Genomic DNA, 24,068 nt, shown 5'->3' with positions numbered 1-24,068 from the left:
GCGGTTCTGGGTCCCGATCAGGACCGCAGGCTCAGCGCCTTCGCCGGCAGCTGAGCCGCGGCGGCCCGGTCGAGCAGCCACAACGTACGCCCGACGCCCTCGACGCCACCGGCCGGCACCTGCACCGCTCCGGCGCCGGACACCGCCATCCCGATGGCGGCCGCCTTGCCCGCCCCGGCGGCGATCAGCCAGACCTCGTCGGCCGTGTTGATCGCCGGGAGCGTGAGGGTGACCCGCACCGGCGGCGGCTTCGGCGCTCCGCGTACGGCGGCGACCGGGCGGGACTCGTAGGCGGCCGGCTGCTCCGGGAAGACCGAGGCGACATGCCCGTCCTCGCCCACACCGAGCAGCAGCAGGTCGAAGTAGGGCAGCTCGGCCGAGCCCTCCGCCGCCCTGGCCAGCTGGGCGGCGTACCGAGCGGCGGCGGCCTCCGGATCGTCCCCGTCCGGCCCGTCCGACGGCGCCATAGGGCGTACCCTCGCGGGATCGAGCGGAACCTGGTCGAGCAGTGCCTGGCGCGCCTGCGTCTCGTTGCGATCAGGGTGGCCGGCCGGCAGGAAGCGTTCGTCGCCCCACCAGACGTCCACCCGCGACCAGTCGACCGCCCCGAGGGCCGGGCTGGCCGCCACGGCCCGGTAGACCGCGGCGGCGACGCGCCCGCCCGTCAGCACGATGCTCGCGCTGCCGCGGGCCGACTGGGCGTCGATCAGCTTGACCATCAGCCGCGCCGCGACCGCCTCAGCCAGGAGGTCGGCGTCGGCGTGGACGATGACGGCGTGCTCCGCGCTCACGCGTTCACCAGGTCCTTCACCCCGACGCGCTGACCCAGGCGCTCGTTGAGCCCGTTGGTGCCGGTGGCGGCCTCGAGCGCGGCGGCGTAGATCTGGTCGGCGTCGAGCCGGCGCAGCTCCTCGGCCAGTTCCTCGCCGAGTCGCCGGTGCACCAGCGGCAGCACCCGATCGTGCGAACCGGTCCGGGAGAGCACCGCGGTGCCCTCGTTACGGGTCAGCGACAGCTCGGAACCGTCGCCGAGGGACACCGCGACCTGATCCAGCCGCGCTCCGGGCTTCAGGGTCGGGCTGACGCCGAGCCGGGCGCAGAGCCAACCCGACAGCAACGCGGCCACCGGGTCGTCCTCGGGCGCCGTCACGGTGACCGCCGTGGCGGATTCGGCCACGGTGTCGAACGCGCCCGCCAGAAGGGTCCGCCACGGCGTCGTACGCGTCCAGGCCAGGTCAGTGTCCCCCGGGGCGTAGTCGACCGCTCGCTGGCGCAATGCGGCCATCGGATCGGCCGCCTGGGCGACGTCGGTGATCCGCCGCTCGGCGACGACGCCCAGCGGGTCCTCGGCGATGCGGTCCGGGGGAGCGCCGTGCCACCAGGTCACCACCGGGACGTCCGGGGCGAGCAGCGGGATGACGACGCTCTCGGCGTGCTGGGCGACGCCGCCGTGCATGCGCAGCACCACGGCCTCGGCCGGGCCGAGCCGCCCACCCACGATGATCTCGGCGTCCAGCCGGTCCTTGGCCGGGTCGACACCGGGCCGGGACTTCCCGGCGGTCGGCGAGATCCGGCTGACCACGATGAGACGGCAGGGGTGCGACGCGGCGGCGATCGTCGCGGCGTCCTCGACCGCGCGGACGCGAGCCTCCTCGACCACGACGACCAGCGTCAACGCCAGTCCACTCGCGACACCGCCGGCCGAGTGCCGTTCGGCGGCGAGCTTGCGGACGACCTCGGCCCCGGTCGTGTCCCAGAGAGCCAACATGTTCCAGTCCTCCTAAGCCCGGCGCCAGGTGCGGCCCTCGCGGGCCAGCATCTCGTCCGCCTCGATCGGCCCCCAGGTGCCGGCCCGATAGGGGTCGGGTTTCGTGCCGGCCCACGCCTCTTCGAGCGGGTCGACCACGCGCCAGCTCTCCTCGACCTCGTCGGCGGTCGGGAACAGCGTCCGGTCGCCGATGAGCACGTCCAGGACGAGCCGCTCGTACGCCTCCGGGCTGGCCTCGGTGAACGCCTCGCCGTAGGAGAAGTCCATCGCGATGTCCCGCAGCTCCATCGCGGTGCCCGGGACCTTCGAGCCGAACTTGAGCACGACGCCCTCGTCCGGCTGCACCCGGATGACCAGCTGATTGTTGCCGAGCAGTTCCACGTCGTCGGGGTTGAACGGCAGGTGCGGCGCCTTCTTGAACAGGATCGCCACCTCGGTCACCCGGCGGGGCATGCGCTTGCCGCACCGGATGTAGAACGGCACCCCGGCCCAGCGGCGGTTCTGGATGCCCAGCTCGACGGCGACATACGTCTCGGTCGTCGAGGTCGGGGGGACGTCGGACTCCTCCAGATAGCCGGCCACCGGCTCGCCGGCCACCCAGCCCGCGGTGTACTGACCGCGTACGGTGCCGGTGGCGATGTCGCCGGGCAGCTTGATGGCGCGGAGCACCTTCAGCTTCTCCGCCCGGATCTCGCTGGCGTCGAAGCTGGTCGGCTCCTCCATCGCCACCAGCGCGAGCAACTGCAACAGGTGGTTCTGCAGCACGTCCCGGGCGGTGCCGACGGAGTCGTAGAACGCGGCCCGGGTGCCGATGCCGACGTCCTCGGCCATGGTGATCTGCACCGAGTCGACGTACTTCGTGTTCCAGACCGGCTCGAACAACGCGTTGGCGAACCGCAGCGCCAAGATGTTCTGGACGGTCTCCTTGCCGAGGTAGTGGTCGATCCGGAAGACGTCCGGCGCGGTGAACACGTCGTCGACGAGGTCGTTGAGCTTCTTCGCCGACTCCAGGTCGTTGCCGAACGGCTTCTCCACGACGACCCGGCGCCAGCCGCCGGACTGCTCGTTGCTCGCCATGCCGGTCCGCTCGAGCTGCTTGAGCACGGTCGGGAAGGCGGCGGGCGGGATGGAGAAGTAGAACGCGGCGTTGCCCTTGATGCCGTGCGTCTCGCGCAGCTCGTCCAGGGTGGCCGCCAGGTGGTCGAAGCCGGCGTCGTCGTCGAACGACCCGGCCACGAACTTGATGTTGCCGACCAGGCGCTGCCAGACCTCTTCCCGCCACGGCGTACGCGCGTGTTCCTGCGCGTGCTGGCGGGCGAAGTCCTCGAACTCGCCGTCACCCCAGTCCCGCCGGGCGTACCCGAGAACGACGAAGCCGGGCGGCAACAGCCCCCGGTTCGCCAGGTCGTAGATCGCGGGAAGGAGCTTCTTGCGGGACAGGTCACCGGTCACGCCGAAGATGACCAGGGCGCAGGGTTCGGGGATGCGAGGCAGCCGCCGGTCCTGCGGATCGCGCAACGGATTGCGCGGCCCCGACTCTTCCTTTCTCCGGGTGAGAGACACGTCAGGCTCCCAAGGTACGGGCGGCGTCGAGCAGACGGGCCAGCCCGGCCCGCCGGTCGGTCAGGTGCAGGTGCAGCAGGGGACGGCCCCGGCCGGCCAGCGCCTGGCGGTCCCCGGCGGCCTGCGCCGCCTGCAGTTCGCCGAAGGTGTAGGGGCGCCCCGGCACCGGCAGGTCGTCGGTGACCGCCCCGGTGATCTGAAGGAACGCGCCGACCTGCGGGCCGCCCTTGTGGAACTGGCCGGTCGAGTGCAGGAAGCGCGGACCCCAGCCGAAGGTGACCGGCCGCCCGGTCGCGGTCGCCAGCAGCGGGCGCACCTCGGCGCCCTGGGCGTCGGCGACCCGGTCCAGGTACGCCATGACGGCCAGGTAGCCGTCCGGGCCGACCTGCTCGGTCAGCCACCGCAGCGCTGACTCCACATCGGACACGTCAGCCGAGCAGTAGCCGGCGACGGGGCCGTCGGTGAAGGTGGCCGCCACCATCGGCGTACCGGACCCCAGGATCTTCTTGGTGTTCTCCTTGGACTCCGTCACATTCGGCTGGTCGAACGGGTCGATCCCGATGATCCGGCCGGCGATCGCGGTGGCGTACTCCCAGGCCAGGAACTGGGCGCCGAGCGGGCCGTTGACCGCCACGGTGCCGGGCGCGGCCGGAGCGGTCACGTCCTGCGCTCCACCGACGAGCACGCTGAGCACGTCGTCGCCGGTGGCGCCGGGCGCGGTCGGCGACTCCACCACGACGGGCAGGATGCCGAGGCCCTGCTTGCCGGTGGACTCGGCGATCAACTGCTCGGCCCAGTCGCCGAGACCGACGATGCCGCTGCCATCCTCGGCCAGGCTGACCTTGTCCCGGCCGGCCTGCGCGGCCGCGCCGAGCAGGGCGCCGAGCGCCAGCGCGGGGTTGCCGTCCGACTCGGCCAGGCTCGGCGTCAACGCCAGGGCCTGGTCGAGCAGCTCGGCCACGTCCACCCCGGCGAGCGCGGTGGGGACCAGGCCGAACGCGGTCAGCGCCGAGTAGCGGCCGCCGACGTTCGGATCGGCGAGCACCACGTACGCGCCCATCTCGCGGGCGGTCTCCGCCAGCGGAGAGCCCGGATCGGTCACGATGACGAACCGGCGGCCCGCCTCGGCCTCGCTGAGCCCGGCGTCCAGGAACGCCTGCCAGTACGCCCGCCGGTGGCTGTCGGTCTCGACGGTCGACCCCGACTTGCTCGCGACGACGACGACCGTCCGGTCCAGCCGGTCGGCGATCGCCGCGCGTACCTGGTGGGGGTCGGTCGTGTCGAGCACCGTGAGCGGGCGGCCGAGCGTACGCGAGATGACCTCGGGGGCCAGCGACGAGCCGCCCATGCCGGCGAGCACGACGTGATCAAGGTCGGCCAGCTCGGCGGCCAGCTCGGCGAGTTGCGGAAGCAGCGCCCGGCTGACCTCGGCGGCGTTGAGCCAGCCCAGCCGGATCGACGCCTCGGCCTCGGCGGCCGGACCCCACAGCGAGGGATCCTGGGCCGCCAGTTTCGCCGGTACGCCCGCCGCGACCAGCTCGTCCCGGACCTGCGTCGCGGCCGGGGCGTCCACGCTGTCCGCCCGAACCGCCAACCCGGCAGCGAACTCAACCTCACTCATGCGATCACCGACCTGCGGCCGGCGCTCGCCTGAGCAGCACTGTGCCTGATGATGAACTCGCTCCGCGATTTCATGCGATCACCGACCTGCGGCCGGCGCTCGCCTGAGCAGCACTGTGCCTGATGATGAACTCGCTCCGCGATTTCATGCGATCACCGTCCGGCGGGAGTTGTCGATGATTCCGGATGTCATGCCTGCTCCAGCTTCGCCGCGATTCCGTCGAGCAGCTCGGTCCAGCTGGCCTCGAACTTGTCCACGCCTTCGGACTCCAGCACCTCGACGACGTCGTCCATGTCGACGCCGACCGCGCGCAGGTCGTCCAGCACCTGCTGGGCGTCGGCGAAGTGGGACGTGATGGTGTCGGCCGAGACGGTCGCGTGATCGTCGGCGGCCCGCATCGTCTTCTCGGGCATCGTGTTCACGGTCCCCGGCGCGATCAGGTCGTCGACGTAGAGCACGTCGGAGTAGTCGGGGTTCTTCGTGCCCGTCGACGCCCAGAGCGGCCGCTGCGGTCGCGCTCCGGCCGCCTTCAGCGCCGCCCAGCGCTCACCGCCGGCCACCTCCAGGTACGCCTGGTACGCCAACCGGGCGTTCGCCACGGCGGCCTTGCCCCGCAGCGCCAGGGCCTCGGGCGTACCGATCTTCTCCAGGCGCTTGTCGACCTCGGTGTCCACCCGGGACACGAAGAACGAGGCGACCGACTCCAGCTTGGTCAGGTCGTGCCCGTTGGCCTTGGCCTGCTCCAGCCCGGTCAGCCAGGCGTCCATGACGGCCCGGTAGCGCTCCAGCGAGAAGATCAGCGTCACGTTCACGCTGATCCCGTGCGCGAGGGTCTGCGTGATGGCGGGGATACCCGGCACGGTCGCCGGGATCTTGATGAAGAGGTTCTCCCGGTCCACCAGCCACCACAGCTGCTTCGCCTCGGCGACGGTCGCGTCGGTCTCCATCGCCAGCCGCGGGTCCACCTCGATGGAGACCCGGCCGTCGGTGCCCTCGGACGCGTCGTACGCGGGGCGCATCACGTCACAGGCCCAGCGCACGTCGTACGTCGTGATCATCCGGGCGGCCTCGTCCACCGTGACCTTGCGGACGGCGAGGTCGTGCAGCTGCTCGGCGTACAGTTCCGAGCCTGCCAGCGCGGCGGCGAAGATGGTCGGGTTGCTCGTCACGCCGACGACGTGCTGCTCGGTACGCAGCTTGTCCAATCCGCCCCCGTGCAGCCGTTCCCGGGAGATGTCGTCCAGCCAGACCGCCACTCCGGCGGCGGACAGCTTCGCAAGGTTGCCTGCCATCACCAGTCTCCTCAGTTCCCGGTCGTCTCGCCCTTGATGGCCCCGGTACGCGAGAGGCTCGCGCGGGCGGCCGCCACCACGTTGTCCGGGGTGAACCCGAACTTCTCGAACAGCACCTGGTAGGGCGCGGACGCGCCGTAGTGCTCGATGCTCACCGACTCGCCGTCGGGGCCGACCAGGTCGCGCCACGACATCTCGACGGCCGCCTCGACGCTGACCCGCGCCTTGACGTTCGGCGGCAGGATCTGGTCACGGTATTCGCGGTCCTGCGCCCGGAACCATTCCTGGCACGGCACCGAGACGACGCGAGTGGCGAGGCCCTCGGCCTCCAGGCGCTCCCGCGCGGTGAGCGCGATCGACACCTCGGACCCGGTCGCCATGATGATCACCTGCGGCTTGCCGTTGCCGGCCTCGGCCAGGACGTAGGCGCCCTTGATGAAGTCCTCGTAGGACACGTCGGCCGGGTCGAGCACCGGCAGCGCCTGCCGGGTCAGCACCAGCCCGGTCGGCCGGTCGACGTGCTCCAGTGCGGCCCGCCAGGCGAACGCGGTCTCGTTGGCGTCGGCCGGGCGGACCACGTCGAGCCCCGGGATCGCCCGCAGCGCCGAGAGGTGCTCGATCGGCTGGTGGGTCGGGCCGTCCTCGCCGAGCCCGATGGAGTCGTGCGTCCACACGTAGGTCACCGGCAGGCCCATCAGCGCCGCGAGGCGGACCGAGGGCCGCATGTAGTCGCTGAAGACCAGGAAGGTGCCGCCGTAGGGCCGGGTCTTGCCGTGCAGCGCGATGCCGTTCAGGATGCCGCCCATGGCGTGCTCGCGGATGCCGAAGTGCAGCGTCCGGCCGTACTCGTCGCCCGGGAACTCCTTGGTCGCGAACTCTGCGGGGATGAACGACGGCTCGCCCTTCATCGTGGTGTTGTTGCTCTCCGCGAGGTCCGCCGAACCGCCCCACAGTTCCGGCAGGACCGGCGCCAGCTTGGTCAGCACCTCGCCCGAGGCGGCCCGGGTCGCGATCGCCTTGCTGCCCACGGCCCACTCCGGCAGCGACTTGGTCCAGCCTTCCGGGAGGGTACGCGCGAGGAGGCGCTTGAGCAGGGTGGTCCGCTCGGGGTTGGCCGCGCTCCACTCGTCGAACTTCTTCTGCCAGGCGGCGTGGAGTTCGCCACCCCGGTCGCCGACCTCACGGGCGTGCGCGAGCACCTCGTCGGCGACGTCGAAGCTGGCCTCCGGGTTGAACCCGAGGATCTTCTTCGTCGCGGCGACCTCGTCGGCGCCCAGTGCCGAACCGTGGATCTTGCCGGTGTTCTGCTTGTTCGGCGCCGGCCAGCCGATGATGGTCCGCAGTGCGATGAAGCTCGGGCGGTCGGTCTCCGCCTTGGCGTCCTGGAGCGCCTGCCAGAGCGCCTCGACGTCCTCCTCGTACTTGCCGGTCCGGGTCCAGTCGACGCGGGCGGTGTGCCACCCGTACGCGGCGTACCGCGCGACGACGTCCTCGGACTTGGCGATGCGGGTGTCGTCCTCGATCGAGATCTCGTTGTCGTCGTAGATCATGATGAGGTTGCCGAGCTTCTGGTGGCCGGCGATGGCGCTGGCCTCGTGGCTGATGCCCTCTTCGATGTCGCCGTCGGAGGCGAAGACGAAGATGTGGTGGTCGAAGATGCTCTGGCCGACGGCCGGCTCCGGGTCGAGCAGGCCGCGCTCGCGGCGGGCCGCCATCGCCATGCCGACCGCGTTGGCGATGCCCTGACCGAGCGGGCCGGTGGTGGTCTCGACGCCTCGGGTGTGCTTGTACTCGGGGTGGCCGGGGGTCAGCGAGCCCCACTGCCGCAACTGCTGCAGATCCGACAGCTGCAGGCCGTAGCCGCTCAGGTAGAGCTGAATGTAGAGGGTCAGGCTGCTGTGCCCGCAGGACAGGACGAACCGGTCCCGGCCCAGCCAGTGCGGATCGGCAGGATCGTGGCGCATCACCTTCTGGAAGAGGAGGTACGCCGCGGGCGCCAGGCTCATCGCCGTGCCGGGATGCCCGTTGCCGGACTTCTCGACCGCGTCCATGGCCAGCACCCGGATCGTGTCGACGGCGCGCTTATCAAGATCAGACCAACTCAACTCGGCCACGGTGCTTCCTGCTCCCTGCATATGTGTTGGTCCGGCCAGCGCTCGCGGCTGTTCGCCAGATGTGCAGGAACAGCGTGAGCTTCCGGCCGGAGTGTGTCTCGGGCGGCCACGGTGTCGCCTTTCCCCTCAGACCCTACAGATCGTGTGCACGGTGCGTACGCGATCTCCCTCACTTCCCCCGGGCGCGGCGTGCTATGCGGAATCGGGCGCTGTAACGGTGCTGTCCCCGGTCGAGCCCGGTCCTCGCGGCTGACCACGCCGCATCGAGCCGGACCGACCGGTAGGTGTGATCGGTCGCACCTCGGCGGGGCTGAAAAGGTCTGCGCAGGTGCTTGGCTTACCCTCTAGCGGTGAGCACGCTCGCCGCTGAGCCGGCCTCTCCTGTTGATCTCCCCCCGCGCGACGCCGCCACCACCGACGAACCCGCAGTCATCGAGGGTTCGCAGGCGCGGCGTTCCGTGCGTGGCGTCGTATCGGCGTACGTGGCGCTGACCAAGCCGCGCATCGTCGAGCTGCTGCTCGTCACGACCGTCCCGGCGATGATGCTCGCCGCCGGTGGCGTCCCCTCGATCGGGCTGATGCTGGTCGTGCTCGTGGGCGGATCGCTGGCGGCCGGTGCGGCCAACGCACTCAACTGCTACATCGACCGCGACATCGACCAGCTGATGCGGCGTACGTCGCGGCGGCCGCTGCCGCGGCACACTGTGTCGCCGCGGTCGGCGCTCGTCTTCGGGCTCGCCCTGGCGACGGTGTCCACCGTGCTGATGGCGGTCTTCACGAACTGGCTGGCGACCGCGCTGACGGTCGCGGCGGTCGTCTACTACGACGTCGTCTACACCCTGTGGCTGAAGCGGACCACCTGGCAGAACACGGTCTGGGGCGGCGCCTGCGGAGCGGCTCCCGTGCTGATCGGCTGGGCGGCGGTGACCGGCTCGCTGTCGTGGGCGGCCTGGCTGATGTTCGCCATCGTGTTCCTCTGGCAGCCGCCGCACTTCTACGCGCTGGCCATCAAGTTCCGTGACGACTACGCCCGCGCCGGCATCCCGATGCTGCCGGTCGTACGCTCGCTGAAGCGGGTCGGCCTGGAGAGCGTGATCTACGCGGCGTTGACGCTGGTGGCGTCGGTGGCGTTGTGGCCGTTCGGGATGAGCTTCATCTACGGCGTTCCGGCGATCGTGCTCGGCGTCCTCTTCCTCAAGCAGGCCTGGGACCTCTACGCTCAGGCCCGCCGCGGGGAGAAGGTGCGGCCGATGAAGATGTTCCACTGGTCCACCACGTACCTGACGTTGCTCTTTGTCGCGATCGCCATCGATGCCGTGATCTAACCCGCCTGTCCGGACACGCCCGATTTGGCGAGCGGCGATTGCACGTGCCACTTTGATGGTCTGCTATGTCCGGTATTGGCCCGGATGAAATTGGACATTCCCCGTTAACCACTCTGGTGTCGCGTCGTAACACGTGTCACAGAAGGCCCGCGAACGCGCCGCGGGGCGTGACGTTCTGCTTATGGTGCTTGGCATGGCAGATGGTTCCGATACGACCCTCACCCTCGAATCTCCGGCCCAGGAGAAGAACCTCGTCTCCGGGATCAAGGGATTCGCCGGTGAGCACGGCGGGGCGAAGGCGGTCATCGAATACCTCGGGCGGCGCGGGGCGCGCGTCGTACTCGTCGGCAACGACGGCGGCTGGGGAGACCTGGTCGCGCCGAGCACCGATGTCGCACGAGCCGCGTGCGAGGAGGCCGGGGTGCCGGTGGAAAACGGCTGGGAGCGCGAGCTCGTGGAGCTGATGCGGCCGAGCAACGACCTGTGGCGTTCGATGGGCCGGCGGCAGCTCGCCCGCTGATCGTTCAGCACAGCCCCTCTTGTAATCTTTGCAGCGTGAATAACCCCTTACTCGTAGGCGACGCGACCCGGGCCCCGGCCCGGGTCGCTCTCGTTACCTGCCGCGACCTTCCGGAGCTGGAGGAGGACGACCGCCTCCTCCTGGCGCCGCTGGCCGAGCGCCGTGTGACGGCCGAACCGGTGATCTGGGACGACACCGAGGCCGACTGGGCCGCCTACGACCTGATCGTGCTCCGCTCACCGTGGGACTACTTCTACCGTTACGACGAGTTCCTGACCTGGATCGGGCGGCTGCCCGCCGGCCGGGTGCTGAACCCCGCCGACGTCGTGCGCTGGAACACCGACAAGCGGTATCTGCGGGAGCTGGCCGACGCCGGCGTGCCGGTCGTGCCGACGCAGTGGATCGGCGCGGACGACACGTTCACCCCGCCCGCCGGTGAGTACGTCGTCAAGCCCGCCGTCAGCGCGGGGAGCAAGGACACCGGCCGTTACGGCCCGGCCGACGCCGACCTCGCCCTGGCCCACGTCCAGCGGCTTCAGCAGGCCGGCCGGCTGGTCATGGTGCAGCCCTACCTGCCCGCCGTCGACACGTACGGCGAAACGGCGCTGCTGCACTTCGCGTCGCCGGTGGACGGGCGGCTGGCATACAGCCACGCCATTCGCAAGGGACCGATGCTGGCCGGGCCGGACACCGGGACCGAAAGCCTCTACGTGCCCGAGGCGATCACCCCGCGCGTCCCGACCGAGGCGGAGTTCGAGCTGGCCCGGCAGGTGCTGGCGGCCGCGCCGGTCAACCTGCTCTACGCCCGGGTGGACGTCATCCCCGGCCCCGACGGCTCGCCCGTCCTGGTGGAACTGGAGCTGACCGAGCCCAGCGTCTTCCTCGCGTACGCGGACGGGGCCGCGGAGCGGTTCGCCGACGCCATCGTCGCCCGCCTCCGCCGAGACTGACGCGTGACGCGTGACGCGTGACGCGTGACGCGTGACGCGTGACGCGTGATCATTGCGTCAGGCATGCTGTTTCAACGGACGAATCGCCGCTTGAAACGACGTGGCTGGCGCAATGATCACGCAAGTAAGGCGCGCAAGTAGGGCACGCAAGTAGGGCACGCAAGTAGGGCACGCAAGTAAGGCGCGCAAGTACGGCACGCAGGCAGGGAGTCAGGCGGGGGAGTCGCCGAAGGCGCGCGCCTCGTCGAGGCCGTCGCGCAGGCGCCGCTGCAGATCCTCCAGGCAGCCGGCCGTGTCGTCGGCCTTCTCCTGGGCGATCGCGAGCAACTCGGCCGCGCGCTCGAACAGGGGCGCGGCCTGGGCCGCTTCGCCCTGCCGGACGAGGGCGGCGATCGCCTCGACGACCCGCCCGGCGGCCTCGGCGTACCGGATGGCGCCCCAGTAGTCGAGCTCCGCGTCGGCGCTGAACGCCGTTTCGACCGCGCCAGCCAGCGCCGCGGGGTCGATCACCGCACGCCGGCGCAGAGAGGGGGACACGCCGCACATCATGCACCGCCCGGTGCTCGCGGTCACGACCTTTCTCGCGCACCGGCCGGGTTTGCAACCGTCAAGTTATCTTCCAGTGACCGACCGGCTGACTGACGGACCAGCGGCACGGGCCGGGCCGGGCGGACCGCCCACCACACACGCAGCGCGGCGATCCAGACCAGACTCGCGCCGAACATGTGCACGCCGACGAGCACCGGCTGCAGGTGGGTGAAGTACTGGACGAAGCCGATGACGCCCTGCCCGGCCAGCACGGCCAGCAGCACCAGGGTCGCGGCCGCGGCGTCGGTCGCGCGTACTGCCCGCAGGGCCAGCCAGGCCGCGGCGCTCAGGCCGAACAGCAGGAACACCAGGTCCGCGTGGACCTGCGAGATCTGGGCGGGGTCGAGGCCGTTGCGGGCCGCGCCCTGATCGCCCGCGTGCGGTCCGCTGCCGGTCACCATCGTGCCGATCACGAGTACGCCCACCGCAGCGGCCTGGATGAGGCCGACCAGCCACCGCAGTTCCCGGGCGACCGTCTCGCGCCGGGGAGCGAGGTCAGGGTCGGCGTCCAGTGTGCTGCGCCAGAACCCGAAGGCGGCGAAGATGATGCCGATGCTGACCATGAAGTGCAGCCCCACGATCCAGGGGTTCAGGTTGGTCAGCACGGTCAGGCCACCCCAGGCGGCCTGGGCCGGGATGCTCAGCGCGGTCCAGAACGACCAGCGCACCATCGACCGGGCCTGTCCGGCGTCGCCGCCGGCCGCGCGAATTCGCTTGGCCGCCTGCCGGGCCAGGAGGAAGCCGAGGACGGCGAGGACGGCGACCACGAAGGTCAGCAGCCGGTTGCCGAACTCGATCGCGCCGTTGACGCCCATCTCGCGGGTGGCGACCAGGGACTCGCCGGTGCACTTGGGCCAGGTCGGGCAGCCGAGCCCGGATCCGGTCAGGCGGACGGCGCCGCCGGTGACGACGATGCCGACGTTCGCCGCGAGGCTGGCCAGGGCGGTGCCCCGCAGCAGCTTCGGCGCCGCCCAAACCTCACGCAGCTCACCCACGTCGCCGAGCATAGCCAGCGCGCCGGTGTGGGCTGCCTCACCGTGCCGTGTCCGGCTGCCGGAACGGTCACACCCTGTTCACCGGCGATCTTCGGCGGGTTCTCTATGCTGCGATCCATGTTCCGCCGACTCCCTCCGGCCGTGCTGGCCGTCACCCTTCTGTCTGCCGCCGCGCTCACCGCGTGCGCCCCCGCCGACGAGACGCCGTCGTCGTCGGCTTCCGCCTCCGCCTCCGGCGCGGCCTGCACCAAGGACTCCCTCAAGACGCTCACCGCCGGGAAGCTGACCATCGGCACCGACGAGCCGGTCTACGAGCCGTGGTTCGTGGACAACAAGCCGGACAACCAGAAGGGCTTCGAGGGCGCCGTGGCGTACGCCGTGGCCGGGAAGCTCGGCTATGCCGCCGGCGACGTCGTCTGGACTCGGGTGACCTTCAACAACGCCATCGCGCCCGGCGCCAAGCCTTACGACTTCGACATCAACGAGTTCTCGATCACCGAGGACCGGAAGAAGGCGGTGGACTTCTCCTCGCCCTACTACGACGTCCGCCAGACCGTCATCGCGCTGAAGTCGTCGAAGATCGCCGGCGCGAAGTCGATCGCCGACCTCAAGTCCGCCAAGCTGGGCGCGCAGGTCGGCACGAGCAGCTACACCGCGATCACCGGCGTGATCAAGCCGAGCGCTCAGCCGTCGGTGTTCAACAACAACGACGACGCGAAGAAGGCGTTGCAGAACGGCCAGATCGACGGCCTGGTCGTGGACCTGCCGACGGCGTTCTACATGACCGGCGCGGAGATCGAGAACTCGCTCATCGTCGGCCAGCTGCCCGCGACGACCGGGCAGGTCGAGCAGTTCGGCCTGGTGCTGGACAAGGGTTCCGCGCTGACCTCCTGCGTCAGCCAGGCCGTCGACGCCCTGCGTACCGACGGCACCCTGACCAAACTGCAGCAGACCTGGCTCGCACAGTCCGCGGGCGCGCCCGAACTGTCGTGACCGAGCGCCTGACACCCCCGGCTGCCACGGCCCGAGCGCTGTGGCAGCCGAGCGCGGTCGAACGCGAGCGGATGGCGTACCGGCGCCGCCGGGCGGTCCTGTCCGTCCTGATCGCCGCCGTCTCGACGGCCGTCGTCGGGATGCTTCTGACCGTCGCGGTCACCGGCGCCCCCGGATGGGACCGGGTCAAGACGTCCTTTCTGGACTGGCACACCGCGAAGGAGTCGCTGCCGGCGATCCTGCACGGGCTGGTGCTGAACATTCAGCTGCTGGTCTTCTGCGCCGTCGGGGCGCTGCTCCTCGGGCTGGTCATCGCCGTCCTGCGTACGCTGCGGGGCCCGGTCGCCTTCCCGGTCCGTGCGCTGGCCACCGGCTACACGTACACCTTCCGGGGTGTGCCGCTGATCATCGTGCTGTACGTGATGACGCTCGGCGTACCCGGCCTGCGGTTGCAGGGCATGCCGTCGACGCTGGTGCTGGGCGGTGTCGCCCTGGTCATCACCTACGGGGCGTACCTGGCCGAGGTGTTCCGGGCCGGGATCGAGTCGATCCATCCCAGCCAGATCGCGGCCGCCCGCTCGCTGGGGCTGACCTACCGGCAGGCGATGCGGCACGTGGTGCTGCCGCAGGCCGTCCGCCGGGTCGCCCCGCCGCTGCTCAACGACACCGTCGCGCTGCAGAAGGACGTCGGACTCGTTTCGCTGGCCGGCCCCATCGACGCCGTACGCGCGGCGCAGATCCAGGTCGCCGAGACCTACAACTTCACCCCCTACATCGTGGCCGGAGTGTTGTTCGTGCTGCTCGCCCTGCCGTTGATCGGCGTGACCGACTGGGTGACCCTGCGGGCCGCCCGCCGCCAGGGAGCACGCGGATGACGCCGGTGCTGCGCTGCGAGAACCTCCGCAAGGCCTTCCGGGGCAATCTGGTGCTCGACGACCTCACCCTGGACGTCGCCGAGCACGAGGTCGTCGCCCTCATCGGCGCCTCCGGCTCGGGCAAGTCGACCCTGCTGCGCTGTGTGAACCTGCTGGAACAAATCGACGACGGCCTGATCCACCTCGACGGCGAGCACATCACCGATCCCCGGGTGGACCCCGACCGCGTACGCCGCAAGATCGGGATCGTCTTCCAGGCGTACAACTTGTTTCCGCACATGACGGTGCTGGACAACATCACGCTGGCGCCGACCCGCGTGCATCGCCGCGCCCGGGCCGAGGCCCGCGAGCAGGCGATGGCCTGGCTGGCCCGGGTCGGTCTCGCGGACAAGGCGGGGGAGTACCCCGATCGGCTGTCCGGCGGGCAGCAGCAGCGCGTCGCGATCGTGCGCGCGCTGGTGAACTCGCCACGCCTGCTGTTGCTCGACGAGGTGACCTCAGCGCTGGACCCGGAGCTGGTCGGGGAGGTGCTGACCATGATCCGCGAGCTCAAGGGCGAGGGGATGACCATGGTGCTGGCCACCCATGAGATGGGTTTCGCCCGGCAGGTCGCCGATCGGGTGGTGTTCCTCGACGGTGGCCGGGTGCTGGAGCAGGGTCCACCCGAGCAGGTCTTCGGCGCCCCCGAGCAACCCCGTACGCAGCAGTTCCTCCGCCGCATCGTGGAAGCGGGCCGGCTGTAACGGACAATCGGGGACCAAGGGTAGGCTAACTTTCGGTGCTGTGGATCACCGGAAGCGCGGTTTGCGCACCCCAGCGTAAATAAGTCACACTGGTGTAGTGGAAATCGCCGCGGCCCGATCTTCTGGGCTCCAGTACGCCCCGGCGGAGGGCGCCGATCGGCGTACCCGCGACCGGGTGCTGGAGTTGCTGGGGCTCGGCGGCGCCACGGCGGCCCAGCTCGGCGACGCGCTCGGGCTGAAGCCGGCGGCGATCCGCCGGCACCTGGACGCGCTGGTCTGCGACGGTCTGGTGACCGGGCGGGACCAGCCGGCGAAGGGCCGGGGTCGGCCCGCGAAGATCTTCTCGCTGACCCGCGAGGGCCGGGAAGGCCTCGGCGGGCACACCTATGACGACCTCGCCGCGGCGGCGCTGCGCTGGATCGCGGCGCAGAACGGCGAGAAGGGTGTCGCCGAGTTCGCCCGTGCACAGGTCGCGCAGTTGGAGGCCCGCTGCCGCGAGGCCATGACGTCGGCGGGCGACGACCCGCTGGCCCGGGCGGAGGCGCTGGCTCAGGCGCTGACCGCCGAGGGATACGCTGCCAGCGCCTCCGTGATCGCCAGCGGTGGCCAACTGTGCCAGCACCACTGCCCGGTGGCGCACGTCGCCGCCGAGTTCCCGCAGCTCTGCGAGGCCGAGACCCAGGTGATCGCCCGTCTGGTCGGCTCGCACGTGCAGCGTCTGGCGACGATCGCCCACGGGGACGGGGTGTGCACCACCCACATCCCCGGTCAACTACACCAAGTCACGGTGAGGGATAACTGATGACCGAGATCACGCAGGAAGAGCATCTTGCTGCCCTGGGGAAGTACGAGTACGGCTGGGCCGACTCCGACATCGCGGGCGCGTCGGCGCAGCGCGGCCTGAACGAGGCCGTCGTACGCGACATCTCGGCGAAGAAGAACGAACCCGAGTGGATGCTCGACCTCCGGCTGAAGGGCCTGCGCCTGTTCGGCCGCAAGCCGATGCCGGCCTGGGGCGCGGATCTGTCCACCATCGACTTCGACAACATCAAGTACTTCGTCCGCTCGACCGAGAAGCAGGCGGCGAGCTGGGACGAGCTGCCCGAGGACATCAAGAACACCTACGACAAGCTGGGCATCCCCGAGGCGGAGAAGCAGCGCCTCGTCGCCGGTGTCGCGGCGCAGTACGAGTCCGAGGTGGTCTACCACAAGATCCGTGAGGACCTCGAGGAGCAGGGTGTCATCTTCCTCGACACCGACACCGGCCTCAAGGAGCACCCGGAGCTGTTCCAGGAGTACTTCGGCACGGTGATCCCGGTCGGCGACAACAAGTTCGCCGCGCTCAACACCTCGGTCTGGTCCGGCGGCTCGTTCATCTACGTGCCGAAGGGCGTGCACGTCGAGATCCCGCTGCAGGCGTACTTCCGGATCAACACCGAGAACATGGGCCAGTTCGAGCGGACCCTGATCATCGTGGACGAGGACGCGTACGTCCACTACGTCGAGGGCTGCACCGCGCCGATCTACTCGTCCGACTCGCTGCACAGCGCGGTCGTCGAGATCATCGTGAAGAAGGGCGGCCGCTGCCGCTACACCACGATCCAGAACTGGTCGAACAACGTCTACAACCTGGTGACCAAGCGCGCCGTGGCGCACGAGGGCGCGACCATGGAGTGGATCGACGGCAACATCGGTTCCAAGGTCACGATGAAGTACCCGGCCGTCTACATGGTCGGCGAGCACGCCAAGGGCGAGGTGCTCAGCGTTGCGATGGCCGGCGAGGGCCAGCACCAGGACGCGGGCGCGAAGATGGTGCACGCCGCGCCGCACACCAGCTCGACCATCGTCTCCAAGTCGATCGCCCGGGGCGGCGGCCGCACCTCCTACCGCGGTCTCGTCCAGGTGCTCGAGGGCTCCAGCCACAGCAAGTCCACGGTCAAGTGCGACGCGCTGCTGGTCGACACGATCTCCCGGTCGGACACCTACCCCTACGTCGACATCCGTGAGGACGACGTGGCGATGGGGCACGAGGCCACCGTCTCCAAGGTCAGCGAGGACCAGCTCTTCTACCTGATGAGCCGTGGGCTGTCCGAGGACGAGGCCATGGCGATGATCGTGCGCGGCTTCATCGAGCCGATCGCCAAGGAGCTCCCCATGGAGTACGCCCTGGAACTGAACCGCCTGATCGAACTGCAGATGGAAGGTGCCGTCGGCTGATGACGACCCTCGAGACCAGCGCACCGCCGAAGACGAAGTCTCAGGCCCTGCGCTCCTACGACGTCGCGGACTTCCCGGCCCTGACGGGGCTGGAGGAGGAGTGGCGGTTCACCCCGCTGAAGCGGCTGCGCGGCCTGGCCACCACCGGGTCCGGCGCAGTCGCCACGGGGGCGGCGCCGAAGTACGAGATCCCCACACTGCCGGCCGGGGTCACTGTGACCTCCGTCGGCCGCGACGACGCCCGGATCGGCAGCGTGCTCACGCCGTTCGACCGGATCAGCGCGCTCGCGTACGGGGGCTTCGAGAACGCGACACTGATCAGTGTCGCCCGCGAGGCCACGCCTGCCGAGCCCATCCAGGTACGCCTGGTCGGCGGCGGCGCCGAGGGGATCGCGTACGGGCACACCTTCGTCGAGGTCGGCGCGCTCGCCGAGGTGACGCTGGTCGTGGAGCACACCGGCAGCGCCACGCTGGCCGACAACGTGGAGATCTCGGTGGGCGCCGGTGCGCACCTGACCCTCGTCACCGTGGCCGACTGGGCCCGCGACGCGGTGCAGGCGCAGCACCTCAAGTTCCGGCTCGGCCGCGACGCCAAGGTTCTGCACGTGCAGGTGTCGCTCGGCGGCGACCTGGTCCGGCAGTACACCTCGGTCGAGTACGCCGATCGCGGTGGGGACATGAGCGCTTACGGTCTGTACTTCGCGACCGAAGGCCAGCACCTCGAGCACCGTCTGCTCGTTGACCACGCCGTGCCGGACTGCCGCTCGTACGTGGGTTACCGGGGCGCTCTGCAGGGCGAGCAGGCGCACACCGTGTGGGTCGGCGACGTGCTGATCCGGGCCGAGGCGACCGGCACCGACACCTACGAGATCAACCGGAACCTGCTGCTGTCCGACGGCGCACGGGCCGACTCGGTGCCGAACCTGGAGATCGAGACCGGCGAGGTGGCCGGGGCCGGGCACGCCAGCGCCACCGGCCGGTTCGACGACGAGCACCTGTTCTACCTGATGGCCCGGGGCATCCCCGAGGGCGAGGCCCGCAAGCTGGTCGTCCGGGGCTTCTTCGCCGAGCTGCTCGCCAAGATCCCGGTCCCGGAGCTGCACGACCGGCTCGGGGACGTGATCGAGGCGCGCCTACAGGGGGCCTCGGCATGAGTTTCGTTCCGGCCTGTTCCACCGACGACGTCGCCAAGGGCTCGGCCCTGCACGTCGAGGTGGAGGGCGTCGAGATCGCGATCGTGCACGCGGAGGACGACCAGTTCTACGCGATCCACGACGAGTGCTCGCACGCCTCGATCCCGCTGTCCGACGGCGAGGTCGACGGCTGCACCCTGGAATGCTGGCTGCACGGCTCGCGTTTCGACCTTCGGACCGGAGAGCCGACCGGGCTGCCCGCGACCGAACCCGTTCCCGTCTACCCCGTCGAAGTCCGCGACGGTTCTGTCTACGTCAGCCTGGCGTCGAGTAATGGAGTTACCCCATGAGCGTTCTGGAGATCCGTGACCTGCAGGTGTCGGTCAAGCTGCCCGAGGGCGAGCTGAAGCCGATCCTCGCGGGCGTCACCCTGACCGTGCGGTCGGGCGAGACCCACGCGATCATGGGCCCCAACGGCTCGGGCAAGTCGACGCTGGCGTACTCGATCGCCGGGCACCCGAAGTACGAGATCACCGGCGGCACGGTCACCCTCGACGGGCAGGACGTGCTGGCCATGTCGGTCGACGAGCGCGCCCGCGCCGGGCTCTTCCTCGCGATGCAGTACCCCGTCGAGGTCCCCGGCGTCTCGGTCGCCAACTTCCTGCGTACCGCCAAGACCGCCATCGACGGTGAGGCCCCGAAGCTGCGCACGTGGGGCGCGGACCTGAAGGGCGCGATGGAGCGCCTGGGCATGGACCCGGCGTTCGCGCAGCGCAACGTGAACGAGGGCTTCTCCGGCGGCGAGAAGAAGCGGCACGAGATCGTGCAGCTGGAGCTGCTCAAGCCGAAGATCGCGATCCTCGACGAGACCGACTCCGGCCTCGACGTCGACGCGCTGCGGGTGGTCAGCGAGGGCGTCAACCGGGTCAAGGAGACGACCGGCATCGGCACCCTGCTCATCACGCACTACACGCGGATCCTGCGCTACATCAAGCCGGACTTCGTGCACGTCTTCGTCGCGGGGAAGATCGTCGAGGAAGGCGGCCCGGAGCTGGCGGACAAGCTGGAAGCCGAAGGCTACGAGCGCTACGTCACGGGTGCGGCGGCCTGAGGAGGCGTCATGTCGGTGATCACCATCCCTGAGGGGATGCCCCAGTACGCGGAGAAGCCGCGCCTGGACGTCGAGGCGATCCGGGCGGACTTCCCGATCCTGTCCCGCACGATCAACGGGCACCCGATGGTGTACCTCGACTCCGGCAACACCTCGCAGAAGCCCCGTCAGGTGGTCGAGGCGATGGTGGATCACTACCTCCACCACAACGCCAACGTGTCGCGGGCGATCTACACGCTGGGTACCGAGGCGACGGAGGCGTACGAGGGCGCCCGGGCGACGGTCGCGGGATTCATCGGGGCTCCGCGCGCCGACGAGGTCGTCTTCACGAAGAACTCCACCGAGGCGATCAACCTCGTGGCACATGCCTTCTCCGGCACCGCGGCCGACCCGCGGTTCCGCCTCGGGCCGGGCGACGAGATCGTCATCAGCGAGATGGAGCACCACTCCAACCTCGTGCCGTGGCAGTTGCTCTGCGAGCGGACCGGCGCGACGCTGAAGTGGTTCGGCGTGACCGACCAGGGCCGGCTCGACGAGTCCAACCTGGACGAACTGGTCACCGAGCGGACCAAGATCGTCTCGTTGGTGCACTACTCCAACATCCTCGGCACGATCAACGCGACCTCCCGCATCACCAAGCGGGCCAAGGAGGTCGGCGCGCTGGTGCTCCTGGACTGCTCGCAGTCCGTGCCGCACCTGCCGTTCGACGTCGTCGACTACGGCGTGGACTTCATCGCCTTCACCGGGCACAAGATGCTCGGGCCGACCGGGATCGGCGTCCTGTGGGGCCGCTACGAGCTGCTGGAGGCCATGCCTCCGTTCCTCGGCGGTGGTTCCATGGTGGAGACGGTGACCATGCCGCGCACCACGTACGCGCCCCCGCCGGCCCGGTTCGAGGCGGGTACCCCGCCGATCGCCGAGGCCGTCGGGCTGGCCGCCGCCGTGCGCTACCTCCAAGGGGTGGGCATGGAGGCGATCCAGTGGCACGAGAAGGAGCTGACGGCGTACGCCCTGGACGCGCTGGCCACCGTGCCGGGGCTGCACGTCTTCGGCCCCACGGTGCCGGTCGGCCGGGGCGGGACGATCTCGTTCTCGCTGGCCGCCGACGACGGCGCCCCGATCCACCCGCACGACGTCGGCCAGGTGCTCGACAGCCTCGGCGTGCAGGTCCGGGTCGGTCACCACTGCGCCCGGCCGACCTGCGTACGCTTCGGCGTCGCGGCGATGACCCGCGCCTCCTTCTACCTCTACACGACGACCGACGAGGTCGACGCCCTCGTGCGCGGCCTGACTCAGGTCCGGAAGGTGTTCGCGTAGCCATGCAGCTCGATCAGCTCTACCAAGAGATCATCCTCGATCACTACAAGCGCCCGCTCGGCCGGGGGCTCCGGGAGCCCTTCGGTGCGGAGGCGCACCACGTGAACCCGACCTGCGGTGACGAGATCACCCTGCGGGTCAACGCCGACGACGGCAAGATCGTCGACGTCTCCTGGGAGGGGCAGGGCTGCTCGATCAGCCAGGCCTCGGCGAGCGTCCTGCACGAACTGCTCACAGGCTCGGCGGTGAGCGAGGCGCTGAAGGTGCACGAGACGTTCGTGGAGCTGATGCAGAGCAAGGGCCAGGTGGAGCCCGACGAGGAGGTCCTCGGCGACGCGGTGGCGTTCGCCGGGGTGGCGAAGTATCCGGCGCGGGTGAAGTGCGCGCTGCTTTCCTGGATGGCGTTCAAGGACGCGCTGGCGCGGGCCGGTGCGATGGAGGTTCCCTCATGAGCGAAGACACTGTTGCGGCCGCGCCTTCGGTTTCGAAGGCCACCGAGGCCGAGGTCGAGGAGGCGATGAAGGACGTCGTCGACCCCGAGCTGGGCATCAACGTCGTGGACCTCGGCCTGATCTACGGCGTCCACGTCGACGACGACAACGTCGTCACCCTCGACATGACGCTGACCTCGGCGGCCTGCCCATTGACCGACGTCATCGAGGACCAGGCCCGGTCGGCGCTGTGCGGCGGCCCGGGCGGCGGTCTCGCCGCGGACATCCGCATCAACTGGGTGTGGCTGCCGCCGTGGGGCCCGGACAAGATCACCGACGAGGGCCGGGATCAGCTCCGGGCGCTCGGCTTCAACGTCTGACCGCATGTGCTTGTCGATCTAGGCGAGAAATGGGTGCCCTGGCCGCCGTTTCTCGCCTAGATCATTTCTGATGCCCGCCAGGCTCGGTGATCTTGGATAGAAAACGTCGCCCTGGCAGCGCTTTCTATTCAAGATCACTCAGCGCAGCCCGAATGGCGGCACCGAGAGCGGCGATCTCGGCAGTCGACTGCGAGAGAACGCCGTTCTCGTGCATCAGAGCGTGATACTGCTGTCGCGAGTAGGGCACGCCCGGCGGCAGCGGCGCGACATGCCAGTGGATGTGCGAGTTGCCCTGCATGCTGCCGAGCGACAGCACGTAGGTCCGCTCGGTCGGGACGACGGCGTTGAGCGCCCGCGCCACCCGATGCACGACCGCCTGCAGGCCGAGATACTCCGAAGGGCTGAGGTCGCGGATCACGTCGGTCACGTGGCGGCGCGGCACGACGAGGGCGTACCCGGGCAGGGTGGGGTAGCGGCTGAGGAAGGCGACGTGATCTCCGTCGTCGTAGAGCAGTTCGTGCTCGTAGCCGGGTTCGCCGGTGAGGAAGGCGCAGACGAAGCAGCCGGCCCGCACCCGCTCTTCGTAGGCGGTGGCGTCGAAGGGTGTCATCCGAGCAGCGCGAGGTAGCGGTCGGGGGCCGTGTGAAACGGCTCGTCGAAGTTCGCGACAGCCGACAAAAGCCATGATGCCGACGAAAGTGCCGATTCCACGACGGCGGCCGGGTAGCCGAACAGCGACGTGTGGAGGGCGAACTCGTCCTCGTCGAGCAGCGACACCTCACCGGTGGTCCGCAGCCGGATCACGTCGAGGTCCAGGTCGACGATGGTCAGCTCGTCGGGGGCGGTCCACTCGGGGATCGCGGTGACGTCGCAGTAGATCGCCGTCCGGGAGTCGGGTTCGCTGTTGAAGCGGGCCGTCCACCAGCGATCGCGCGGCGCGACCATGAGCCGCGGCCCGTGCACGGTGATCCACGGGCCGCCGTCGCGTCGCCAAGCGCCGCCGGGCGGGGAGCCCAGCCAGACGCCGTGCTCGTCCTCGCCCAGGTGGCGGAGGGTCGTCTGCCAGTGCAGCCGGCCGTCGAATTTGCGATATAGCACCCGTACGTCACTCACGTAGGCCACCGTAGAGGGCAGCGCACCGCAAAAGGGTAAGGGACCGACATGTACCTGGACGATGAGACGCTGGACACCGTCGACGCCTGGTGGCGGGCGGCGAACTATTTGACCGTCGGGCAGATCTACCTGATGGACAATCCGCTGCTCCGGGAGCCGCTGGCGGCCGAGCAGATCAAACCTCGGCTGCTGGGGCACTGGGGCACGAGTCCGGGGCTGAATCTGATCTGGGCGCACATGAACCGGGCCATCATCGCGCGGGATCTGAACGCGCTGTTCATCGCCGGTCCGGGGCACGGCGGCCCGGCCATGGTCGCCAATACCTGGCTCGAAGGCACCTACAGCGAGCTGTATCCGGCGGTCGGGCCGGACGAGGCGGGGATGGCCCGGCTGTTCCGGCAGTTCTCCTTTCCTGGTGGCATCCCGAGCCATGCCGCGCCGGAGGTGCCCGGCTCCATCCATGAGGGCGGTGAGCTGGGCTATTCGCTGATGCACGCGTACGGGGCGGTGTTCGACAATCCCGACCTGGTGGTCGCCTGCGTCATCGGCGACGGTGAGGCGGAGACCGGCCCGCTGGCCGCCAGCTGGCTGGGAAACATGTTCTGCGACCCGGTCACCGACGGGGCGGTCCTGCCGATCCTGCACCTCAACGGCTACAAGATCGCCAACCCGACGCTGTTCGCCCGCATCCCCGAGGAAGACCTGCTCCAGGTCATGCAGGGCTACGGCTATCAGCCGATCCTCGTCGCTGGGGACGATCCGGTGAAGGTCCACCACGACCTGGCCCAGGCGTTGGACGGGGCGCTGGACGAGATCCGCGAGGTTCAGCGGCGCGCGCGCAGCGAGCACGACGGCAGCCGGCCGCGCTGGCCGATGATCGTGTTGCGTACGCCGAAGGGCTGGACCGGTCCGGTGGAGGTGGATGGGGTGCCGGTCGAGGGCACGTTCCGGGCGCATCAGGTGCCGCTGCCGGGCGTACGCGAGAACGCCGAGCATCGGGCGCAGTTGGAGCGGTGGCT

Annotated in this window: 24 protein-coding genes and 1 pseudogene; 15 read left to right on the top strand and 10 right to left on the bottom strand. The window is 69.9% G+C overall.

Annotated features, from left to right (window positions below; all coding sequences use genetic code 11):
* Window positions 1–17: 17 nt before the first annotated feature.
* The 6 genes from pgl to tkt all read right to left on the bottom strand — a co-directional run bounded on the left by pgl (window position 18) and on the right by tkt (window position 8,379).
* The gene (gene pgl / locus AB0H43_RS28925) at window positions 18–791 is read right to left on the bottom strand and encodes a 6-phosphogluconolactonase (RefSeq protein ID WP_360004409.1); all 774 of its coding nucleotides are present in this window, start codon (window positions 789–791) and stop codon (window positions 18–20) included.
* Window positions 788–1,768, bottom strand: a complete 981-nt coding sequence (locus AB0H43_RS28920; protein ID WP_360004407.1) for a glucose-6-phosphate dehydrogenase assembly protein OpcA — start codon at window positions 1,766–1,768, stop codon at window positions 788–790. The genes pgl and AB0H43_RS28920 overlap by 4 nt, the downstream gene beginning before the upstream one ends.
* Window positions 1,769–1,780: 12 nt before the next feature.
* A complete protein-coding gene (gene zwf, locus AB0H43_RS28915; protein WP_360004405.1) occupies window positions 1,781–3,331 on the bottom strand; it encodes a glucose-6-phosphate dehydrogenase in 1,551 nt (516 codons plus the stop codon).
* Window position 3,332: 1 nt separating this feature from the next.
* Window positions 3,333–4,952: a glucose-6-phosphate isomerase gene (locus tag AB0H43_RS28910; RefSeq protein ID WP_360004403.1), complete on the bottom strand. Its 1,620-nt coding sequence runs from the start codon at window positions 4,950–4,952 to the stop codon at window positions 3,333–3,335.
* A gap of 188 nt (window positions 4,953–5,140) precedes the next feature.
* Window positions 5,141–6,244: a transaldolase gene (tal, locus tag AB0H43_RS28905; protein WP_360004401.1), complete on the bottom strand. Its 1,104-nt coding sequence runs from the start codon at window positions 6,242–6,244 to the stop codon at window positions 5,141–5,143.
* Between the two features lie 11 nt (window positions 6,245–6,255).
* On the bottom strand, window positions 6,256–8,379 hold the full coding sequence (gene tkt, locus AB0H43_RS28900) for a transketolase (protein WP_360004399.1): 2,124 nt from the start codon (window positions 8,377–8,379) through the stop codon (window positions 6,256–6,258).
* Between the two features lie 410 nt (window positions 8,380–8,789).
* Here tkt and AB0H43_RS28895 point away from each other — a divergent pair, with 410 nt between their 5' ends.
* The 3 genes from AB0H43_RS28895 to AB0H43_RS28885 all read left to right on the top strand — a co-directional run bounded on the left by AB0H43_RS28895 (window position 8,790) and on the right by AB0H43_RS28885 (window position 11,153).
* Window positions 8,790–9,683 carry a heme o synthase gene (locus AB0H43_RS28895; protein WP_360004803.1) on the top strand — a complete coding sequence of 298 codons (894 nt, stop codon included), beginning with the start codon at window positions 8,790–8,792 and terminating at the stop codon, window positions 9,681–9,683.
* Between the two features lie 193 nt (window positions 9,684–9,876).
* Window positions 9,877–10,203, top strand: coding sequence for a hypothetical protein (locus AB0H43_RS28890; protein ID WP_360004397.1), 327 nt, complete (start codon window positions 9,877–9,879; stop codon window positions 10,201–10,203).
* 35 nt (window positions 10,204–10,238) lie between these two features.
* Window positions 10,239–11,153, top strand: a complete 915-nt coding sequence (locus tag AB0H43_RS28885; RefSeq protein ID WP_360004395.1) for a hypothetical protein — start codon at window positions 10,239–10,241, stop codon at window positions 11,151–11,153.
* A gap of 210 nt (window positions 11,154–11,363) precedes the next feature.
* Here AB0H43_RS28885 and AB0H43_RS28880 read toward each other — a convergent pair whose 3' ends face one another.
* Both AB0H43_RS28880 and AB0H43_RS28875 read right to left on the bottom strand, forming a co-directional pair.
* Window positions 11,364–11,690: a hypothetical protein gene (locus tag AB0H43_RS28880; RefSeq protein ID WP_360004393.1), complete on the bottom strand. Its 327-nt coding sequence runs from the start codon at window positions 11,688–11,690 to the stop codon at window positions 11,364–11,366.
* A 32-nt stretch (window positions 11,691–11,722) separates the two neighbouring features.
* Complete coding sequence (locus AB0H43_RS28875; RefSeq protein ID WP_360004391.1) at window positions 11,723–12,736, bottom strand: COX15/CtaA family protein; 1,014 nt, start codon at window positions 12,734–12,736, stop codon at window positions 11,723–11,725.
* Window positions 12,737–12,853: 117 nt separating this feature from the next.
* On the opposite strand from AB0H43_RS28875, the gene AB0H43_RS28870 reads away from it, so the two are divergent.
* The 11 genes from AB0H43_RS28870 (at window position 12,854) to AB0H43_RS28820 (ending at window position 21,936) form a co-directional block, all read left to right on the top strand.
* Window positions 12,854–13,729 carry an ABC transporter substrate-binding protein gene (locus tag AB0H43_RS28870; RefSeq protein ID WP_360004389.1) on the top strand — a complete coding sequence of 292 codons (876 nt, stop codon included), beginning with the start codon at window positions 12,854–12,856 and terminating at the stop codon, window positions 13,727–13,729.
* 71 nt (window positions 13,730–13,800) lie between these two features.
* Window positions 13,801–14,604: an amino acid ABC transporter permease gene (locus AB0H43_RS28865; RefSeq protein WP_360004801.1), complete on the top strand. Its 804-nt coding sequence runs from the start codon at window positions 13,801–13,803 to the stop codon at window positions 14,602–14,604.
* A complete protein-coding gene (locus AB0H43_RS28860) occupies window positions 14,601–15,347 on the top strand; it encodes an amino acid ABC transporter ATP-binding protein (protein ID WP_360004387.1) in 747 nt (248 codons plus the stop codon). Before AB0H43_RS28865 ends, AB0H43_RS28860 begins: the two co-directional genes overlap by 4 nt.
* A gap of 103 nt (window positions 15,348–15,450) precedes the next feature.
* Window positions 15,451–16,149, top strand: coding sequence for a helix-turn-helix domain-containing protein (locus AB0H43_RS28855; RefSeq protein ID WP_360004799.1), 699 nt, complete (start codon window positions 15,451–15,453; stop codon window positions 16,147–16,149).
* Window positions 16,149–17,564, top strand: coding sequence for a Fe-S cluster assembly protein SufB (gene sufB / locus AB0H43_RS28850; RefSeq protein WP_360004385.1), 1,416 nt, complete (start codon window positions 16,149–16,151; stop codon window positions 17,562–17,564). The genes AB0H43_RS28855 and sufB overlap by 1 nt, the downstream gene beginning before the upstream one ends.
* Entirely contained in the window at window positions 17,564–18,718 is a 1,155-nt protein-coding gene (gene sufD / locus AB0H43_RS28845; RefSeq protein ID WP_360004384.1) for a Fe-S cluster assembly protein SufD, read from the top strand. Before sufB ends, sufD begins: the two co-directional genes overlap by 1 nt.
* Window positions 18,715–19,047 carry a non-heme iron oxygenase ferredoxin subunit gene (locus AB0H43_RS28840; protein WP_360004382.1) on the top strand — a complete coding sequence of 111 codons (333 nt, stop codon included), beginning with the start codon at window positions 18,715–18,717 and terminating at the stop codon, window positions 19,045–19,047. The genes sufD and AB0H43_RS28840 overlap by 4 nt, the downstream gene beginning before the upstream one ends.
* Window positions 19,044–19,808 carry a Fe-S cluster assembly ATPase SufC gene (gene sufC, locus AB0H43_RS28835; RefSeq protein WP_360004380.1) on the top strand — a complete coding sequence of 255 codons (765 nt, stop codon included), beginning with the start codon at window positions 19,044–19,046 and terminating at the stop codon, window positions 19,806–19,808. The genes AB0H43_RS28840 and sufC overlap by 4 nt, the downstream gene beginning before the upstream one ends.
* 9 nt (window positions 19,809–19,817) lie before the next feature.
* Complete coding sequence (locus tag AB0H43_RS28830) at window positions 19,818–21,125, top strand: cysteine desulfurase (RefSeq protein ID WP_360004378.1); 1,308 nt, start codon at window positions 19,818–19,820, stop codon at window positions 21,123–21,125.
* A gap of 2 nt (window positions 21,126–21,127) precedes the next feature.
* On the top strand, window positions 21,128–21,577 hold the full coding sequence (gene sufU, locus AB0H43_RS28825; RefSeq protein ID WP_360004376.1) for a Fe-S cluster assembly sulfur transfer protein SufU: 450 nt from the start codon (window positions 21,128–21,130) through the stop codon (window positions 21,575–21,577).
* Window positions 21,574–21,936 (top strand): metal-sulfur cluster assembly factor, encoded by a 363-nt coding sequence (locus AB0H43_RS28820; protein WP_360004374.1) that lies wholly within the window; start codon window positions 21,574–21,576, stop codon window positions 21,934–21,936. Before sufU ends, AB0H43_RS28820 begins: the two co-directional genes overlap by 4 nt.
* Before the next feature lie 124 nt (window positions 21,937–22,060).
* Here AB0H43_RS28820 and AB0H43_RS28815 read toward each other — a convergent pair whose 3' ends face one another.
* A complete protein-coding gene (locus AB0H43_RS28815; RefSeq protein ID WP_360004372.1) occupies window positions 22,061–22,546 on the bottom strand; it encodes an HIT family protein in 486 nt (161 codons plus the stop codon).
* On the bottom strand, window positions 22,543–23,049 hold the full coding sequence (locus tag AB0H43_RS28810; RefSeq protein WP_360004370.1) for a DUF402 domain-containing protein: 507 nt from the start codon (window positions 23,047–23,049) through the stop codon (window positions 22,543–22,545). The genes AB0H43_RS28815 and AB0H43_RS28810 overlap by 4 nt, the downstream gene beginning before the upstream one ends.
* Window positions 23,050–23,097: 48 nt before the next feature.
* Between AB0H43_RS28810 and AB0H43_RS28805 the strand changes: the two are divergent.
* Window positions 23,098–24,068, top strand: a pseudogene (locus AB0H43_RS28805) (phosphoketolase); the annotation flags it as partial.

Source organism: Hamadaea sp. NPDC050747 (assembly GCF_040654195.1).
Taxonomy (GTDB): domain Bacteria; phylum Actinomycetota; class Actinomycetes; order Mycobacteriales; family Micromonosporaceae; genus Hamadaea.
This window is presented reverse-complemented; position numbering and strand designations above follow the sequence as displayed.